This is a genomic window from Faecalibacterium sp. AF10-46 (assembly GCF_003604105.1).
GTDB classification, from domain to species: domain Bacteria; phylum Bacillota; class Clostridia; order Oscillospirales; family Ruminococcaceae; genus Faecalibacterium; species Faecalibacterium taiwanense.
The window spans coordinates 1-18364 of record NZ_QVGY01000004.1 but is presented as its reverse complement, the minus strand read 5'-3'; the positions used below and the strand labels follow the sequence as shown (position 1 = coordinate 18364).

The window sequence follows — 18364 nt, the reverse complement described above, 5'->3', positions numbered from 1 at the left end:
AAGGGGGAAATATTGATGTGCGTGGAAGCAGCAGGGGAGTAAGTATGCTGCCTGCCGGAAAAAGTTACTTCATCAGGCTGCAGACGGCCTCGGCGTAGGCGGCGGGATCATCCACCGGCAGGCCTTCGATCAGCTGAGCCTGTGCGTACAGCAGAGCACTGTACTTCTTGAGCTTGTCGGTGTCACCGGCCTCCTGTGCGGCCTTGAGCACGGCAAACACGGGGTGGTTGACATTCAGTTCCAGAACCTTATCGCTCTTTACGCCTTCGCTGCCGGGCTGCTTGGACAGCACCTTTTCCATCTCAATGGACAGCGGGCCGTCAGCACTCAGGCACACAGGGTGATCCTTCAGGCGGGTAGAGACCTTGACCTCTTTCACCTTGCCGTCCAGAGCGTCCTTCATGGCATCGAACAGGTTCTTGTTCTCAGCGGTAGCGTCCTCGGCGGCCTTCTTCTCTTCCTCGGTCTCAAGGCCCAGATCACCGCTGTTGACATTCTTGAACTCCACGGTGCCGTCCTTGCCTTCGGCATCCTTGCGGGGATAGGTGCGCAGGATCTGCAGGCAGAACTCATCCACGTCCTCGGTCAGCAGCAGGACGTCATAGCCCTTATCCATGACCAGCTCAGCGGCGGGCAGCTTTGCCAGACGGTCGGTAGAATCACCGGCAGCAAAGTAGATATACTTCTGCTCAGCGGGCATCTTGTCCACATACTCCTGCAGAGTGACCATCTTCTGCTCCTTGGCAGACCAGAACAGCAGCAGGTCGCGCAGCAGCTCGGCGTGCATGCCGTAGTCGGAGTAAGCACCGAACTTGATCTGACGGCCGAACTCTTTCCAGAATTCCTCGTACTTCTCGCGGTCATTGGCCAGCATGGCGTGCAGCTCGTTCTTGATTTTCTTTTCCAGAGCGTTGTGGATCAGCTTGAGCTGGTTGTCCTTCTGCAGCATCTCGCGGCTGATGTTCAGGCTCAGATCCTGACTGTCCACAATGCCCTTGACGAAGCTGAAGTAATCGGGCAGCAGGTCGGCGCACTTCTCCATAATGAGCACGCCGGATGCGTACAGGGCCAGACCCTTTTCATAATCCTTGGTGTAGAAGTCGTAGGGACGGTGGCTGGGCACGAACAGCAGGGCATTATAATTTGCAGTGCCCTCGGTGCGGCTGACGATGACGCGGGCGGGGTCGGTATAATCGCCAAACTTTTCCTTATAGAAGTTCGCGTACTCCTCGTCGGTCACTTCGCTCTTCTGCTTTTTCCAGATGGGCACCATGCTGTTCAGAGTTTCCAGCTCGGTGTAAGTCTCCCACTCGGGCTTATAGTCCTCCGGCTTGGGATCGGGTTCCGGCTTCTGGCGCTCGTGCTGGCGCTCCATCTGGATGGGATAGCGCACATAGTCGCTGTACTTCTTCACGATGGCCACGATGCCGTACTCATCGAGGAAGTTGTCGTAGTGGTCCGTCTCAGTATCCGGCTTGATGTGCAGGATGATCTGGGTGCCTGCAGTGTCCTTCTGGGCGGGGGTCATTTCGTAGCCGTCCACACCGGAGGACTCCCACTGCCATGCTTCATCCGAGCCATAAGCCTTGGAAATGACGGTGACTTTATCGGCTACCATGAAGGAAGAGTAGAAGCCGACACCAAACTGGCCGATGATATCGATGTTCTCGTCCTTGTTATCCTTCTTGAAATCCAGAGAACCGGAGTGAGCAATGGTGCCCAGATTCTGCTCAAGTTCCTCTTTGGTCATGCCGATGCCGTTATCCTCAATGGTCAGGATGCGGTTCTCCTGATCGCGGGTGATGAGGATGCGGAAATCGCCCTTGTTCATGCCCACAGAAGGATCGGTCAGGCTCTTATAATAGAGCTTATCGATGGCATCCGATGCGTTGGAGATCAGCTCGCGCAGGAAAATTTCCTTATTGGTGTAGATGGAGTTGATCATCATATCCATCAGCTTTTTGCTTTCAGCCTGAAATTCTTTCTTAGCCATAATGCAAAACCTCTTTTTATCTGTATTCGATACCAAGCACTCGGAAGAGAATATTACTTTTGAATGCTTAGCACTCGTAACTTTCGAGTGCTAATATACACCGACAAAAAGCAAAAATCAAGAGCTTTCATAAAAAGTTTAAAAAATGGTTCGTTTTGTGCTATAATGAACCGCAAAGGATGCTGTAAAAGGAGGAAATATCATGCAGCTGAAACAGCTGGAACTGGCCGGCGGTGGGACGCTGACCGTTTATCTGCGTGATTGCTGTGAGCGGATGCCGAATGTGATTGATCGGCCATTGGTGCTGGTGGTGCCCGGCGGCGGCTATACCCATGTGAGTGCCCGCGAGGGCGACCCGGTGGCGCTGCAGTTTGCGGCGGCGGGGTACCACACCGCTGTGCTGGACTACGCCATCTGCGAAAAGGCAAAGGACTACATGCCGCTGCGCCAGCTGGCCGAGGCTATCGGTCTTGTGCGGCAGCACGCGGCCCAGTGGCATATCCTGCCGGAAAAAATTGCCGTGTGCGGCTTTTCAGCGGGCGGCCACCTGGCCCTTTCCGGTGCTGTGCTGGACATTCCCGGCGGAGCGGCCCAGCCCCGGCCCAATGCGGTCATTCTGGGCTATCCGGTGGTCACGGCAGGGCAGTATGCCCACTGCGGCAGCTTTGTGCAGCTGGCGGGCAGCACTGACCCGGCGGCACAGCAGGTGTTCGGGCTGGAGGATAAGATCACGCCGCAGATGCCGCCGGTGTTCGTATGGACCACCATGGAGGATGCCGCCGTTCCGGTGGAGAACACCCTGATGCTGGTGAACGCTCTGCACCGGGCGGGTGTGCCCTGCGAGGCGCATCTGTTTGAAAAGGGGGTGCACGGTACCAGCATCAGCACGGCAGAGGTGGACCAGCCCAGCCGCCACCGGCATCACTGGGTGGAACTGGCAGTGGAATGGCTGGGAGACACTTTTGCCTTTTCCGTCTGTTAAGTCTGGATATATTTGAACGAACCTACAAAAAATTCACAATTAAACTGTTGACTTGCATAAGCCTTTGACGTATACTGGTCAGCAGGGACAAACTGAAGGAAGAAGGAAATACCTATGGTTATGGACCCGACTCTGCCGCGCATCTCTGTGCGCGACCTGATGATGCAGGCTTTTCTCACCGGATGGGAGCTTTCGGACAAGACAGTTTCGCAGGACGAATACCTGCAAAGCTCTATTCAGGTGATCGAAATGCTGCAGGTGGAACCGGAAAACCTTTATGCCGAAGAAGGCCTTGGCCTGCCGGACGGCGAAGAGGTGGATCATCTGGACGACTGGCTGCGTGCCGACGGCCAGTGGCTGTACTACGGTGTGGAGGAAGAAAATTTCTTCCTGATCCAGTGGTACCCGGACGAAGCCGCCGCAAAGGCAAAACTGGCCCAGCTGGAAGAACTGGGCGACGGCAAGCAGTATCTGGTAGATTTTTCCCTCAAGCGGGAGAACCCTTCCAGTGCAGAGAACTTCGGTAATTCCAATCCGGTCCAGCTCCGCTCCTGAAAACATCACCTTAAAGCGAAAGGAAATTTTGCAGCATGCAGCTTTCTGAGATCGAGCGCGAACAGCTTTATGCCATCGTAGAAAAATATGATCATCACCCGGATGTGCAGCGGATGCGGGAGTACATCCAGCACGGTTCTGTCACCACCTACCAGCATTGCAAGAATGTGGCGCTGGTGAGCTTTTGGCTCAACCGCCGTCTGCATCTGCACGCTGACGAGACCTCGCTGGCAGTGGGTGCCCTGCTGCATGATTTTTATCTGTACGACTGGCACACCACCGGTACCTTTCACGGCCTGCGCCGCCTGTTTGAGATGCACGGCTTCTCCCATCCGGGTTATGCCTGCGTCAATGCAAAGCGGGTGTTCAGCATTACCAGAAAGGAACAGAGCATCATTGCAAGCCACATGTGGCCGCTGACCTTCCGTCATGTGCCCACCTGCCGCGAAGCAGTCATCGTCTGTCTGGCCGATAAGTACTGCGCTGTGGTAGAAAGCATGTTCCAGCGTTCCCGCGCCGGTGCTGTGGTGGACGGCAGCGTGGACATCGACGGCGAAGAGTGGTAAGCCTGTTTTTACCTTTATCGTTTTATCAATGGACAAAAAAGAACTCCGCACCTCACAGGGCGCGGAGTTCTTTTGTATCTTACAGCTTTTTATAGCCTTCCGGTTCATTGGCAGCAGCGCGGTATTCCATTAAGAATGTGTCCAGCCAGCGGCCGTGACAGTCGCGGGCAATGCGTTCCCGGCGGCCCACTAAGCGAAAGCCGCATTTTGTGTGCAGGGCGCGGCTGGCAGCGTTGTCCTGCAGCACGGTGGACTGCAGTGTCCAGTAGCCGGCCTTTTCTGCCTGATGGCATAGCTCGGTCAGCAGGTGATAGCCAAGGCCATGGCCCCGGAACTGCTCACCCACGTAAATACTCACCTCGGCAACGCCGCGGTAGCACCAGCGCGGGTCCACCCGGCGCAACGCCGTCCACCCGGCAATCACGCCGTCGGCCAGCAGTACCAGTCGGCATTCTTTTGCGTGGGAAGCATCCCACGCAGAATACGGCGGACAGGTGGTCTGAAAAGTGGCATGTTCTGTAGCAATGCCCTCCAAATAAATTCTGGAAACAGCGCTCCAGTCTTCCGGCTCCATGGGCCGGATCTCGATTTTGCTCATATTTCGATCCCGGCAGAAAGTGCATAGCTTTCCGCGCCCTCAACTCTCAAAAATATCCGGCTCCAGTATAGCAGAATTTGCGGTGCGGTACAAGCGCCGTACTGCACAGAAATTTCTTTGACAAGCGGAAGGTTTGTGATACAATAAATCATAACAAAGAAAAGCACGGCAGGATACGCCGCTGCAGAATGGAGGATGTCCCAAAATGAAGTGGATCAGAACGGTGGTGTGCGCGCTGGGAATGCTGGCGTGCGTATCGCTTTCGGCATTTGCTGCAGAGTACGGCGAGCCGAACATCACAACAAAGACGACCATGAAAGAGCTGCGGGAGAACCCCAGCATCAAAGGCTCCGGCTACTATACCTACTGCAACGAATGGATCGAGGGCAGCACGCAGTACGATTATACGCCCATTGAGGGCTATGTAAGCTACGCGGCTGCCGAGGATGCCGCCGAAGGCATGAACCTTGTGATCGAAAACTACAACAGGGGCGTACAGATCACATGGCAGGTGTATACCCCGGAAGAAATTGCGGAAAATTCTTCTCTGGGCATGGTGCAGCTGTATTATTTCCCGGCTAAAACAGCCAACGCAAAGTACGCCATCGTGGTGCCCGGCAACGGCGGCAACACCACCGCAGAGCTGAACGAGGGTGCTTCCATTGCCAACCAGCTGCACGAGCTGGGCTATGCGGCCTTTGTGCTGCGGTACCGCTCTTTCCTGAATGCATCCGACAATGCGCCACTGTACGATATTGCCAACGCCGTAAAGTACCTGACCGAAAATGCAGATCAGTTTGGCGTTCAGCGCGAAAACTATGCGCTGATGGGCTTTTCTTCCGGCGGACACATCGTGGGCCTGATCGGCTCGGACAACGAAAAGTTCGGCTATAAGGCATTTGGCCTCCCACAGCCTGCAGCGCTGCTGCTGGGTTACCCCATCAACGATTTCTTTGAGGTGAAGCCGCTGTATCAGCTGGCCATTGACCCGCTGGTGCTTGGCTGGCGTTACTACTGGACCGATATTTCGGATGTGGTGAACGAAAACTTTACCCCTACCTATTTCTTCTACGGCAAAAATGATCTTTATATGCAGCGCATGTGCTACTCCCAGCAGGGGCCGCTGCTGGAGCGCAAGCTCCGGGAGAGCGGGGCTGTTTATGAGTGCCATGTGTACGAGAACGCACCCCACGCCATTGGCCCGGGCCACCACACCGATGCGGACGGCTGGATCCGGCAGGCAACGGCATTCTGGGAAAAACAGTGCAAATAAAGAGATAAACGGGGGATTGCTGTGAGAAAACGATTGAGCACGGTGATGTTTGGTATTGGCCTGATGATCCTGCTGGCACAGCCGGCGTTTGCGGAGGAGCTTGGTCAGGCCAACATCACACCGCACACCAAAATGGCAGAGATCCGCTCCAACCCCGGCATTGTGGGTGCGGGCATCTACACCTACTCGCTGGATCAGGACCGTGTGCTGGACCGGATGTACTGGGACGCGCAGCCGCTGAGCCGCCTTTCCAATCACTGGACGGCACAGGATGCGGCGGATGGACTGAACTATCTGATCCGCACCTATAACGCTGGGCAGCGGGTGACCTTCCCGCTTTATACGGCGGAGGAGATCGCGCAGGATACCAGCCGGGACGGTGTGGAACTGTATTATCTGCCGGCAGAAGGGGCGCAGGCGAACCAGAAATATGCGCTGGTGATCGGCGGTAATGCGATCGTGGTCAGTGCGGAGATCCGCGAGGGCATTTCCACTGCATGGAACCTGCACGAAATGGGCTACCCGGTGTTCGTGCTGCGCTACCGCATCGGCATGAAGGCTTCCAACAATGCGCCGCTGCAGGATGTGGTCCGCGCGGTGCAATATATCACGGAACATGCAGGACAGTTTGGCGTGCAGGCGGAGGATTATGCCATTGTAAGCTATTCCTCAGGCGGGCAGATCGCCGGACTGTTCGGCACCGACGCGGTGGGCTACAAAAATTACGGCCTGCCAAAGCCCGGTGCCATGCTGCTGGGCTACCCGGTAAACACCTTTCTGGAGTTCAAACCGGTCTATAATATCCTGCTGGACCCCGGCGTGTGCAAGCAGCGGTATTATAAAATGACATTGTCGGATTACATCACACCGGATTACCCGCCTACCTATCACTGGTACGGCAAAAACGACATGACCCTTATGACCATGTGCTGGTCGGCGCAGGGGCCTGTGCTGGAAAAGGCACTGGCCCGCAACCATGTGACGCATATCTACCATGTGTATGATGATGCTCCCCATGCAGTGGCCGCAGGCAAGGACACCGATGCAGAGGGCTGGCTGAATGAAGCAGTTGCCTTCTGGGAGGAACAGGTCGGCTGAAAAGGAGATGTTGAGTTGAAACACAGGATGTGCACCGCAGCAGCCTGTATCTGTCTGCTGCTGATGATGGCGCTGCCCGCATTTGCAGCAGAGTATGGTGAGCCGGATATCACGCCGCAGACCACCATGGGCGAGATCCGCTCGAACCCCAGCATCCTTGGCGCAGGCGTTTGGACCTATTCCAAGGAGCAGAACCTGCCCGGCACCGAGGACTGGTGCAATGACCAGACGCTGGAAAAATATGTGAGCAGCTATGTGGCACAGGATTGTGCCGATGGTCTGAACCTGCTCATCCGCAATTACAATGCGGGCGTGCAGATCGCCTATAAGCTCTACTCGGAGCAGGAGATCGCCGAGGACAGCTCCCGCAACAATGTGGAGTTCTATTACTACCCGGCCAGCACGCCGGATGCAAAGTATGCGCTGGTGCTTTCCGGCAACATCTTCAACCGCACGGCGGAGTTAAAGGAGTGCATCTCCACAGCTTACCAGCTGCACCAGAAAGGCTATGCGGTGTTCGTGATGCGCTACCGCGCCTACCCGGATAATGACAACAACGGCCCCGTGGAGGACATTGCACGGGCGGTGAAGTACATCACCGGCCACGCACAGCAGTTCGGCGTGCAGACGGAAAGCTACGCCCTGATCGGCTATTCTTCCGGCGGACATCTGGCGGGCCTGTTTGCATCGGACGCTCTGGGCTATAAAAACTATGGCCTGCCCAAGCCCGGCGCAGTGATCCTGGCGTATCCCATCGTGCAGTTTGCCGAGATCACACCGATCTACCGTGTGGGCACCGACCCCTTTGTGTGCGGCCGGTTCTACTATGAATACAGCCTTGCCGACCTGATCACAGAGGACTATCCGCCGGTGTACTTCTGGTATGGCAGGGATGACCTGACCTTGAACCTGCTGTGCTGGCCGCTGCAGGGGCCAGCCCTCAGCAAGGCACTGGCCGCGCATGGCGTACCTTACAAAGAAGTGGTATATGACCACGCAGCCCATGGCATCAGCCTTGGCCGCGGCACGGCTGCGGATGGATGGCTGGATGAAGCCGCTGCCTTCTGGGAAGAGCAGACAAAATAATATAAAGTACGCAGATCCGGGCTTTGCAGCTGCACAGCCCGGATTTTGCAATAGGAGGCATTATGGAATTTTTAGCGTTTCTTTACACGGTGCTTCTGGTGGCCATCTGCCTGATGATGGCCCTGCTGCTGTACCGCTCGGCAAAGCCTGCCGCAAACCGGGACGATGCAGAACGGAAGGAATGGCTGCGTCAGCAGCTGGAAGCGCAGAACCGCCAGATGGACGCGAAGCTGGCAGAGATGGCGCAGCAGAACCTTGCCGCTATGGGCCACATCAGTGAAACACTGCAGGCTTCGGTGCAGAGTATGAGCACCGCCCTTGCCGCAGGGCAGGGCACCCAGCAGCAGACCATGGAGCAGCGCCTGCAGGGGCTGGAAGCCTCCAACGCCCGCAAGCTGGAAGAGATGCGCCGCACCCTTGCCGAGGGCATGACTGCCCTGCAGGCCCAGAACGCCCAGAAGCTGGACGAGATCCGCCATACTGTGGACGAGCAGCTGCAGGATGCCCTGCAAAAGCGGGTGACTGAGAGCTTCAAGGCGGTGAACGACCAGCTGGAACAGGTGTACAAGGGTCTTGGCGAAATGCAGAACCTTGCCGCTGATGTGGGCGGGCTGAAACAGGTGCTTTCCGGTGTGAAGACCCGCGGCATTCTGGGCGAGATCCAGCTGGGAGCCATTCTGGAAGAGATCCTTGCCCCGGAACAGTACGACACCAACGTGGCCACCATTCCGGGCAGCACCCAGCGGGTGGAGTACGCCATCCGGATGCCCGGCGCGGACGGCGGCACGGTGTGGCTGCCCATCGACTCCAAGTTCCCCGGCGACACCTATGCCCATTTACAGGATGCACAGGCATCCGGCGACGCACAGGCCGTGGAGAACGCCCGCCACGCACTGGAACTGGTGCTGCGGGCCGAGGCCAAGGACATCCGGGAAAAATATGTGGAGCCGCCCTACACCACGGCCTTCGGCATCCTGTTCCTGCCCTTCGAGGGTTTGTATGCCGAGGTGGTGAACGCGGGCCTGCTGGAAGTGCTGCAGCGGGACTATCAGGTGAACATTGCAGGCCCCAGCACCATGGCAGCGCTGCTCAACAGCCTGCAGATGGGTTTCAAGACCCTTGCCATCCAGAAGCGCTCCGGTGAGGTGTGGCAGCTGCTGGGTGCGGTGAAGACCGAATTTGACAAGTTCGGGCAGGGGCTTTCCAAGATGCAGCAGCGTCTGCGCCAGACCGACGAAGAGCTGGATAATCTCATTGGCGTGCGCAGCCGTGCCATCAGCCGCAAGCTGCGCGCTGTGCAGACCATGGACGAAAGCGCTGCTGCCGCTCTGCTGGAACTGGATGCTGAGCCGGGCAGGCCGGTAGCGGCAAAGCTGCCGGAAAATGGAGAAGAATAATATCTCTTGCGAAATTTCTAACAATGTGCTATAATAGGAAATATTCTTAGAAATAATTGCTGCGTTCTGCGGCATATCATAAAAAGGAGACGGAAAGCTATGAGCATGAAGAAGATCAGTGAAGCCATTTTGGGTGTGGGCGTGGATGATACCACCATTGACCTGTTCGAGAGCCAGTATCCGGTGCCCACCGGCGTGAGCTATAATTCCTATGTCATTCTGGACGAAAAGACCGCCGTTCTGGATACGGTGGATGCCCGCGCTACCGAGCCGTGGCTGGAAAACCTGTCCGAAGCTCTGGCAGGCCGTAAGCCGGATTATCTGGTAGTCTCCCACATGGAGCCGGACCACGGTGCCAACATTGCAAAGCTGGCGGCACTCTACCCTGAGATGCAGGTGGTGGGCAACGCCAAGACCTTTTTGTATATGGAGCAGTTCTTTGGCGCTGATGCCATTGCCAAGGAGCGCCGTGTAGTGGTGAAGGACGGCGAGAGCCTGTGCCTTGGTACCCACACCCTTACCTTTGTGTTTGCACCCATGGTGCACTGGCCGGAGGTCATGGTCAGCTATGAGAGCAGCGAGAAGGTGCTGTTCTCCGCGGATGGCTTCGGTCGCTTTGGCGCCGTGGCAAAGTTTGACGAAAAGGCCGACTGGGCCAGCGAAGCCCGCCGCTACTACCTGAACATCGTAGGCAAGTACGGCCCGCAGGTGCAGGCGCTGCTGAAAAAGGCCGCGGCTCTGGACATCCAGACCATTTGCCCGCTGCACGGCCCGGTGCTGACCGGAGATCTGGGCAAGTACCTGAACTACTACGACATCTGGTCCAGCTACAAGCCCGAGGAGCCGGAAAAGATCCTTGTGGCAAGTGCTTCCATCCACGGCCACACCCGTGCAGCAGCGCACCTCATGGCCGAAAAGCTGCGAGCAAAGGGCGCAAAGGTCGTGGAGGTGGACCTGACCCGCACGGATGTGTCCTATGCCGTCACCGAAGCCTTCCGCTGCGGAAAGATCGTGCTGGCCTGCGCCACCTACGACGGCTTCCTCTTCCCGCCGATGGAAAATCTGCTGACCCACCTCAAGACCAAGAACTTCCAGAACCGCACGGTGGGTCTGATGGAGAATGGCACATGGGCACCCATGGCCGCAAAGTTCATGCGCGCCGAGCTGGAAGGCATGAAGAACATCACGGTCTGCGAGAATGTGGTCACCATCCGCAGTGCTGCCAATGCTGCTGCCGAAGCGCAGATGGATGCACTGGCTGCAGAAATCGTGGCAAAATAAAGCACTCTGGAAAAAATACGCAAGATCCTCTGCCGACTGCCCGGCAGGGGATTTTTTTATTGAACCATGTGGAAGAGTTTGATATACTGAAAAGCAGAAGTTTATGGATGGAGGAATATCATGTCTGTAAAAATAAAAGCAGATATCAGACACTGGCTGCGGGAGTTGGATAAGAAATATTTCTGTGTGATGCTGGGCTTTGCGGTGATGGTCTATTTTCCGCTGATCAGTTTGAAGCTGACGAACACAGTGGATGGTCTGTGGACAACGGCTGAGTACATGGCGGGAGCATGGGAGCTTTCCAATGGGCGATGGTTCTGGCTGGTGACCAGTTTTCTGCGTTTCAGTCTGCAGCTAGAACCCATCAATGCGGTGGTGTGCTTGGTGCTGGTTTCTCTTGGCGTTACAAAACTTCATATGACCTTTAAAACTGTGCACGAAAGGAGGACATCTTGCCTTGACTGGCTCGCAGGATTATGCTATTTGGCTAATACCGTGATCGGGTGTTACCTCTCGTTTGCACATCAATCGGTCGAGTTTGGTTTGGCATTTTATTTGTCGGTGCTGGCAGCGGTCTGTGTGATCAGAAGCCGCAGCATTGCGGCAGGCGTTGCGCAGGGAGCATTTTTACTTGCGTTGAGTCTTGGACTCTATCAGACAGACCTTGCTTGCTTCTGCATGGTGCTGCTGGCGTGGTTTCTGGTGCTGTTGTTCCGAGGTGAAGAAGGGATAAAGCTCCGGTACTATATCACAAAATGTCTGGGCAGTGCAGTGTGCGGCGCGGCGCTGTACTGGGGAACATTGCAGATTATTCTGAAGATTTCAGGTGTTGCAATGACGAATTATCAAGGCGGAGCTTCTACCTCGCCGCTGAATATGCTAAAAAGCCTGCCGCAGAGTATTGTAAAATGCTATGCCCAATTCTGGGACTACTTCTTTGGTGATACAGTACGCCATAATGTGCTGCAAAGCTTCGGGGTACTGTATGCGCTGGCGTTCCTTGTCGTGGGTGCAGCGCTTGTACGTCGGTTGGCAGTTGTTCTGCGCAGAAAGGATGCAGAAACGGCGTTTTACGCAGTGGCTGCGGTGCTGGTGATGCCGCTTGCCAGCGTGATCTTTCTGCTGGCAGCATCACAGGCGACGTTTTATATCCCAATGGCCGGAGGAACTGCGCTGTTCTTCCCGGTGTGCTTCTGGCTGTTAGATGCTGCCCAGCCTGCATCTAACACAGAAACCTCAGGCAAAAACAAAGCTGGCAAGGTGGAAAAGGCTGCGCTTCTGCTGGCTGCGGCAGGCATTCTTTATGGCAGTGTCTTTATGTCGGCTATCGATCAGCAGGCGATGTATGAGGGACGCAAGGCAACAAAACAAATCGCGGACCTTGTGGCCGGTGAGCTGGTGGCAGAGGGCTATTATGATTTGCCGGAAAAACTGCCAGTGATGCTGGTAGGCCGCCCCAGTGCAAGCCCGCTGTTCCGGACACACGTCATCTATTGGGATGCGAACGACTACGCACAGGTGGGCCTTTTCGAAAAAGAAAATGCCGCCACAATGCGCTATTCATGGAATGCGGTGTTTCGTGACCTCACACCGATGCAGTTGGAGCTGTGCAGTGATGAGGTATATGACGAACTGATCCGGACAGAAGAAATCAAACGGATGCCGACATTCCCTGAGAAAGGCTCCATGCAGGAAATGGACGGCGTATATGTGATCAAAATTTCAGAGGATTATCTGATTGATGAATAACAAATGAGCCTGAGAACACAAAACAGGACAGATGGAGAAAATAACGATGAAAGAAAAAATCGATGTACAGAAACCGGACGACCTTGGGCTGGATATATCGGATCTAAGATATTTTCTGGTGATGCTGCTGTTTTCGGCGGTAGTGTTTTTCCTGCTGATCAGCCAGCGGCTGACCAATACATTTGACGGATTGTGGAACAATACATGGTTCTTCGGCGGCTATTGGCAGGTAGTCACGGGCCGATGGCTCTGGCCGGTGATCGATGCGCTGCGGTTTGGCATCCAGACGGAACCTTTCAATTCATTGCTGACGCTTTCCATATCGGCGCTGGCTGTTACCCTGCTTCGGAAGTTTTTTACAGAGAAGGATTCTGTCGTGACCTATCTGGCGGGTATGGCTGTTCTGGCCAGCACGGTCACTGGAATACAGCTGTCATATCGGTTTCAGTCGCCGGTGTTTGGCTGCTCTTTTTTGTTTTCTGTTCTGGCGGCAGAGCGTGTGGTTCGTGCCGCAGATTTTAGAAAAGCGGTCGTACAGGGAGCACTGCTTCTGGTCATGAGCCTTGCGTGCTATCAGACGAGCCTTGATAACTTTTGTCTGCTCCTGCTGACATATCTTCTGCTGCTTCTGTTCCGCAATGTGGACAGAGAAAAGGTCCATGCCCACATTGGAAGAAGTCTTTGCAGCGCAGCTGCAGGAATGGTTTTGTATTTCCTGCTCACAAAGCTGATCGTATGGGCATGTGGATGGCAGATGGCAAGTTATAATGGAGGAGCGGATGTTTCGGTACTTTCTATACTGAAAAATCTGCCCAATGCCATTGCAGAGACCTACCAACTGTTTGGAGCTTACTTTTTTCAGAATTACTATCGGCATAACATTCTGCAGCCGGTGGGCTTTTTCGTTTTGGTATTTCTGGCGCTGAGCATCGGACTGCTGAACCGCTTCAGAAAAATGCTTCACCGGAAAAATTGGGAATATATCCTTCTGGGAGTGGCAGCGCTGATCGTTTTGCCCATCATGTGCAATGCCATCATGCTGATCACAAGCGAGGCGGTCTGGCTTTTGCAGATGGGCGAAGGATTGAATCTGTTCGTGCCGGTATGTCTGCTGCTGCTTGAAGGGACGCGCACAAATCAGCCTATGGTAAAAAAGTATGTACGTGCTGCCCGGACAGGGGCTGTAGTACTTGCGGTTTTGGTCGTCTATGGCAATGTCTGCTCTGCCGTGATCGATCAGGAAGCTATGTATGAGGGAAGGAAAACACTCAAGAGCATGTCGGATCACATCGCGGACGACCTGATGAGCAGCGGATATTTTGACGATAACGAGCAGCTGCCGGTACTGTTTGTGGGCAGACCCAGCTCGAACTCCAGTTTTATGAAGAGGGAGTATTACCTCTATGCAAATCCGTATGCGCAGATGGGCCGCTTCTGGCTGAACGATTACTCGGCCAGAGCGTCTTGGAAAGCGGTTTTCAGGGATATTACTCCGGCAAAACTCAAGCATTGCTCGGTGGAACAGTACGGAGAACTGTACAGCAGAACAGAGCTGGAACAGATGTCAGTCTATCCGCAGGAAGGATATATCCAGCAGATCGACGGTGTGGTCGTGGTAAAAATTTCAGATGATTACAAAGTTGATAAAGAGTTTGCGCCACTGATCGACCTGAGAGAATTGTTTCAGCTCATAATGGATGACATAAACGATTCATAATGGCTGCGGCTTTGTGAAAAAACCTCCACCGAACGCGATTTTTGCGGAAAGTGACTGCACAGCCCTTGCAAACTGTCCCGAAATGTGGTAACATAGCTCTTGGTTATAAAACCTGAATACTCCCAAACGCAGCGACGGAGAGAGTAGGTCTGTACCGCACGGCAAAGAGAGAAGCTTCACCGGCTGAAAGGGCTTCCGTGTGCGGGCTGGCTGAAGTTCGCTCCTGAGCGGTCTGTGCGAAACAGCAGTAGTACAGAACGGCCACGCCCCGTTACGGCGTTCTGAGAGCCGCCCGGCATCTGTGCACGGGTGGAAACCGGGTGGTACCGCGGAGCTAAGAATCAACAGCTTCGTCCCTTTTGCCTGAGAAATCGGGCAGGGGACGGAGCTTTTTTGTTGCACTCCGCTCATCAACACGAAGAATAAAGGAGAGAACATCCATGCAAGCAATGATCGACGAGCTGGCAAAACAGGCCGCTGAAAGCCTTGGTCAGGTGTCCGGCAAGGAAACGCTGGCCTCCTTCTGGCAGGAGTACCTCAGCAAAAACGGCAAGATCCCTGCCCTGATGAAGAACCTGCGCACCGTTGCGCCGGAAGAGCGCCCCGCTATGGGCAAGATCATCAATGAACTCAAGGCAAAGGTTCAGGCAGATTACGACGCTGCTGCAGAACAGGTGAAGCAGGCAGAGCTTGCTGCCCGCAATGCTGCGGAGACGGTGGATATTACCCTGCCCGCCAAGACCCGCTCTGTGGGCGGCCTGCACCCGCTGACCCTGATCACCAACCAGATCATCGACGTGTTCTCCGGCATGGGCTTTTCGGTGGGCACCTTCCCGGAGATCGAGGACGATGACCACAACTTCACCCGCCTGAACGTGCCCAAGGATCACCCGGCACGCGACATGCAGGACACCTTCTACCTGTCGGAGGAGTTCCTGTTGCGTACCCAGACTTCCGGCGGCCAGATCCGCACCATGGACGTTCAGAAGCCGCCTATCAAGATCCTGATGCCCGGCCGTGTGTTCCGCTCCGACTCGGACGCTACCCACAGCCCCATGTTCCACCAGATGGAAGGTCTGGTCGTGGACAAGGGCATCACCCTGGGCGACCTGCAGGGTGCCCTGAACACCTTCGTGCAGAAACTGTTCGGTGCCGACACCCGCACCCGCCTGCGTCCCTCCTACTTCCCGTTCACCGAGCCCAGCGTGGAGGTGGACGTGAGCTGCTTCGAGTGCCACGGCAAGGGCTGCCCGCTGTGCAAGCACACCGGCTGGATCGAGGTGCTGGGCGGCGGTGTCGTCAACCGCAAGGTGCTGGAGAACTGCAATATCGACCCGGACGAGTATTCCGGCTTCGCCTTCGGCATCGGCATCGAGCGTATCGCCATGCTGAAGTATGGCATCAACAACATCGGCCTGATGTTCGAGAACAACCTGCAGTTCCTCAAGCAGTTCCACGAATAAGAGGGGAGAGAAGAGACAATGAAAGTACCTTTCAGCTGGTTAAAAGAATTTGTAGATATCGACGTTACTGCGCAGGAACTGGAAGAAAAGCTCTTCTCCTGCGGCTTTGAGGTCGAAGAGCTGATCCCGCTGGATGCCGGCATCAGCAAGGTGGTCGTCGGCAAGATCGTGGAGATGGAAAAGCAGGAGGGCACCCACCTGACCAAGTGTGTGGTGGACTGCGGCGACTACGGCCACGACATCCGCATCAGCACCGGTGCCGCCAACATGAAGCTGGGCGACTGCGTGCCCGCTGCTCTGGATGGCTCCACCCTGCCCGGCGGCATCAAGATCAAGGCCCGCAAGATGCAGGGCGTGGAGTCCAACGGTATGCTGTGCTCCGGCGAAGAGCTGGGCCTGAACGACGACCTGTTCCCAGGCTCTGAGGTCTACGGCCTGCTCATCCTGCCCGAGGATTCTGTCCCCGGCACCGACATTGCTCCCGTGGTGGGTCTGGACGACTATATCTTTGATATCTCCATCACCGCCAACCGCCCGGACTGCCAGTCTGTTCTGGGCATCGCCCGCGAGGTGGCTGCCGTTTTGGGCAAGCCCCTGCACATGCCTGCCATGGACTACAAGACCGTCTGCGAGCCGGATGCGCCCATCACCGTCAAGGTGGAGGCACCGGACCTGTGCCCCCGCTACATGGCACACTATGTGCGCAACATCCGCATGGGCGAGTCTCCCCGCTGGATGAAGCGCCATCTGGCTCTGTGCGGCCTGCGCTCCATCAGCAATGTGGTGGATATCACCAACCACACCCTGCTGGAAATGGGTCAGCCCATGCACGCCTTTGATCTGAACAAGGTCGCCGGCCGCACCATCGATGTGCGCCGCGCCCATGCGGGCGAAAAGATCGTCACGCTGGATGAGAAGGAGTTCACTCTGAACCCCAACAATCTGGTCATCTGCGATGCCGAAAAGCCGGTGGCACTTGCCGGCATCATGGGCGGCGCAAACTCCGGCATGGACGAGAACACCACCAGCCTGCTGTTTGAGTGCGCCACCTTCGCCCGTGACTGCGTGCGTAAGACCAGCCGCGCATTGGGCCAGAACAGCGACTCTTCTGCCCGCTACGAGAAGGGCGTGGACCGTCACTCTCCCGAACTGGGCCTTGCCCGTGCCCTGCACCTGATCCAGGAGCTGGACTGCGGCGACATCACCACGCTGGAATATGACCTGACCGATGGCCGCCCGATGGAGCGCAAGCACATCGTTACCACTCCGGCTAAGATCTGCGGCGTGCTGGGCATCACCGTGCCGGATCAGACCATGATCGACATTCTGCAGCGTCTGGAGTTCACGGTGGATGTACAGGCCGATGGAAGCTGGGACGTGTCCGCACCCCTGTACCGCGAGGACGTGGAGAGCTTCCCGGATCTGGCCGAGGAGGTCATCCGTGAGTACGGCTACGACCACATTGTGCCCACCTTCCTGAACACCGCCTCCGTTACAAACGGTGGTCTGAACTATGACCAGAAGCAGCAGCTCAAGACCAAGCGTCTGCTGGCCGCACAGGGCTTCTATGAGGCCTCCACGCTGGCCTTCTACTCCAACGCAGAACTGGATATGCTGCACATCCCGGCGGACGATGCTGCCCGCAAGGCCATCCACATCCTGAACCCCATCAGTGAGAATCTGTCCATTATGCGCACCCTGCTGGCTCCCTCCATGCTGAACGTCATTGTGGACAATCTCAAGAAGGGCAACACGGAAGGCCGTCTGTTCGAGATGGCACCGGTGTATCTTGCCAAGGAACTGCCCATCAATGAGCATCCGCACGAGCGTCAGACCCTGTGCATCGGCGCATTCGGCCCTGAAGAAGATTTCTTCACCGTCAAGGGTGCACTGGAAGCACTGGCAGCCGGCTTTGGCCTGAGCTTTGATTATAAGCGCGAGACAACCCCGTGGCTGCACCCCGGCATCAGCGCCGCTGTTTACTGTGGCGACAAGCGTCTGGGCGTGTTCGGCAAGCTGTCCAACGAGATCAACGGCGAGCTGGAAATTGCAAAGGATCAGAAGGACAACCAGAATATCTATCTGGGTGAACTGGACTACGAGGCTCTGATGTCCTGCGTGGACGGTGAGCTGCGCTATCAGCCGCTCAGTCCCTACGCTGCTGTCAAGCGTGATCTGGCATTGGTCTGCGACGAAAAGACCACCTGCGGCGAGATCGAGGAGACCATCAAGAAGGCCAGCCCTCTGGTGGGTGAGATCAAGCTGTTCGATATCTACCGCGGCGCAAATCTCGGCGAGGGCAAAAAGAGCATGGCATTCACCCTGTCTCTGTCCGACCCGAAGAAGGAAGTCTCTGCGGAAGAAGTAGAGCGCGTGGTCAAGAAGATCCTCGGCAACCTGAAGTTCAAGCTGGGCATCGAGATCCGCTAACTCTATTATAGAAGTAATATAAGGCCGTCTGTGCAGGAATGTGCAGGCGGCTTTTTTGCGTAAAAAGAGAACGTTGAATACAAGAAAATGAACGTTTTTCAGCAGCGCAAGAAAAAAGATGAAAAAATCTGTCAAAAAGTGTTGACAGAGAGCGGGAGGTGTGGTATTATACTTGA

The 18364-nt window shown here is 55.8% G+C and carries 14 protein-coding genes and 1 other annotated feature; of the genes, 12 read left to right on the top strand and 2 right to left on the bottom strand.

Annotation, left to right across the window (positions count from 1 at the left end):
- Positions 1-64: 64 nt before the first annotated feature.
- On the bottom strand, positions 65-1993 hold the full coding sequence (gene htpG, locus DWV57_RS06025) for a molecular chaperone HtpG (RefSeq protein WP_097777638.1): 1929 nt from the start codon (positions 1991-1993) through the stop codon (positions 65-67).
- 202 nt (positions 1994-2195) lie between these two features.
- Between htpG and DWV57_RS06020 the strand changes: the two genes are divergently transcribed.
- From DWV57_RS06020 to DWV57_RS06010, 3 genes are all read left to right on the top strand, one after another.
- Positions 2196-2975 (top strand): alpha/beta hydrolase, encoded by a 780-nt coding sequence (locus DWV57_RS06020; RefSeq protein ID WP_120020261.1) that lies wholly within the window; start codon positions 2196-2198, stop codon positions 2973-2975.
- 114 nt (positions 2976-3089) lie between these two features.
- Positions 3090-3530, top strand: a complete 441-nt coding sequence (locus tag DWV57_RS06015; RefSeq protein ID WP_005945935.1) for a hypothetical protein — start codon at positions 3090-3092, stop codon at positions 3528-3530.
- Positions 3531-3565: 35 nt separating this feature from the next.
- Positions 3566-4096, top strand: a complete 531-nt coding sequence (locus DWV57_RS06010; protein WP_044954220.1) for an HD domain-containing protein — start codon at positions 3566-3568, stop codon at positions 4094-4096.
- 79 nt (positions 4097-4175) lie between these two features.
- On the opposite strand, the gene DWV57_RS06005 is transcribed toward DWV57_RS06010, so the two are convergent.
- Positions 4176-4694, bottom strand: coding sequence for a GNAT family N-acetyltransferase (locus DWV57_RS06005; protein WP_005945939.1), 519 nt, complete (start codon positions 4692-4694; stop codon positions 4176-4178).
- A gap of 205 nt (positions 4695-4899) precedes the next feature.
- Here DWV57_RS06005 and DWV57_RS06000 point away from each other — a divergent pair, with 205 nt between their 5' ends.
- From DWV57_RS06000 to pheT, 9 genes are all read left to right on the top strand, one after another.
- Positions 4900-5967 (top strand): alpha/beta hydrolase, encoded by a 1068-nt coding sequence (locus tag DWV57_RS06000; RefSeq protein ID WP_243112311.1) that lies wholly within the window; start codon positions 4900-4902, stop codon positions 5965-5967.
- Between the two features lie 21 nt (positions 5968-5988).
- Positions 5989-7065: an alpha/beta hydrolase gene (locus tag DWV57_RS05995; protein WP_243112310.1), complete on the top strand. Its 1077-nt coding sequence runs from the start codon at positions 5989-5991 to the stop codon at positions 7063-7065.
- 15 nt (positions 7066-7080) lie between these two features.
- Positions 7081-8151: an alpha/beta hydrolase gene (locus tag DWV57_RS05990; RefSeq protein WP_243112309.1), complete on the top strand. Its 1071-nt coding sequence runs from the start codon at positions 7081-7083 to the stop codon at positions 8149-8151.
- A gap of 62 nt (positions 8152-8213) precedes the next feature.
- Positions 8214-9548, top strand: coding sequence for a DNA recombination protein RmuC (rmuC, locus tag DWV57_RS05985; protein ID WP_120020260.1), 1335 nt, complete (start codon positions 8214-8216; stop codon positions 9546-9548).
- 99 nt (positions 9549-9647) lie between these two features.
- Positions 9648-10829 (top strand): MBL fold metallo-hydrolase, encoded by a 1182-nt coding sequence (locus tag DWV57_RS05980; protein ID WP_120020259.1) that lies wholly within the window; start codon positions 9648-9650, stop codon positions 10827-10829.
- A 120-nt stretch (positions 10830-10949) separates the two neighbouring features.
- Positions 10950-12578 carry a glucosyltransferase domain-containing protein gene (locus tag DWV57_RS05975; protein ID WP_120020258.1) on the top strand — a complete coding sequence of 543 codons (1629 nt, stop codon included), beginning with the start codon at positions 10950-10952 and terminating at the stop codon, positions 12576-12578.
- Between the two features lie 31 nt (positions 12579-12609).
- Positions 12610-14295, top strand: a complete 1686-nt coding sequence (locus DWV57_RS05970) for a glucosyltransferase domain-containing protein (RefSeq protein ID WP_120020257.1) — start codon at positions 12610-12612, stop codon at positions 14293-14295.
- Between the two features lie 122 nt (positions 14296-14417).
- Positions 14418-14656: a binding site (T-box leader), on the top strand.
- A gap of 79 nt (positions 14657-14735) precedes the next feature.
- The gene (gene pheS, locus DWV57_RS05965) at positions 14736-15758 is read left to right on the top strand and encodes a phenylalanine--tRNA ligase subunit alpha (RefSeq protein WP_005945958.1); all 1023 of its coding nucleotides are present in this window, start codon (positions 14736-14738) and stop codon (positions 15756-15758) included.
- A gap of 18 nt (positions 15759-15776) precedes the next feature.
- Positions 15777-18188, top strand: a complete 2412-nt coding sequence (gene pheT, locus DWV57_RS05960; RefSeq protein ID WP_120020256.1) for a phenylalanine--tRNA ligase subunit beta — start codon at positions 15777-15779, stop codon at positions 18186-18188.
- Positions 18189-18364 lie beyond the last annotated feature (176 nt).

Bases quoted from the DNA above. Each gene is read 5' to 3' on its own strand.
- htpG (WP_097777638.1), bottom strand. From the start codon at position 1,993: ATGGCTAAGAAAGAATTTCAGGCTGAAAGCAAAAAGCTGATGGATATG.
- DWV57_RS06020 (WP_120020261.1), top strand. From the start codon at position 2,196: ATGCAGCTGAAACAGCTGGAACTGGCCGGCGGTGGGACGCTGACCGTT.
- DWV57_RS06015 (WP_005945935.1), top strand. From the start codon at position 3,090: ATGGTTATGGACCCGACTCTGCCGCGCATCTCTGTGCGCGACCTGATG.
- DWV57_RS06010 (WP_044954220.1), top strand. From the start codon at position 3,566: ATGCAGCTTTCTGAGATCGAGCGCGAACAGCTTTATGCCATCGTAGAA.
- DWV57_RS06005 (WP_005945939.1), bottom strand. From the start codon at position 4,694: ATGAGCAAAATCGAGATCCGGCCCATGGAGCCGGAAGACTGGAGCGCT.
- DWV57_RS06000 (WP_243112311.1), top strand. From the start codon at position 4,900: ATGAAGTGGATCAGAACGGTGGTGTGCGCGCTGGGAATGCTGGCGTGC.
- rmuC (WP_120020260.1), top strand. From the start codon at position 8,214: ATGGAATTTTTAGCGTTTCTTTACACGGTGCTTCTGGTGGCCATCTGC.
- DWV57_RS05980 (WP_120020259.1), top strand. From the start codon at position 9,648: ATGAGCATGAAGAAGATCAGTGAAGCCATTTTGGGTGTGGGCGTGGAT.
- DWV57_RS05975 (WP_120020258.1), top strand. From the start codon at position 10,950: ATGTCTGTAAAAATAAAAGCAGATATCAGACACTGGCTGCGGGAGTTG.
- DWV57_RS05970 (WP_120020257.1), top strand. From the start codon at position 12,610: ATGGAGAAAATAACGATGAAAGAAAAAATCGATGTACAGAAACCGGAC.
- pheS (WP_005945958.1), top strand. From the start codon at position 14,736: ATGCAAGCAATGATCGACGAGCTGGCAAAACAGGCCGCTGAAAGCCTT.
- pheT (WP_120020256.1), top strand. From the start codon at position 15,777: ATGAAAGTACCTTTCAGCTGGTTAAAAGAATTTGTAGATATCGACGTT.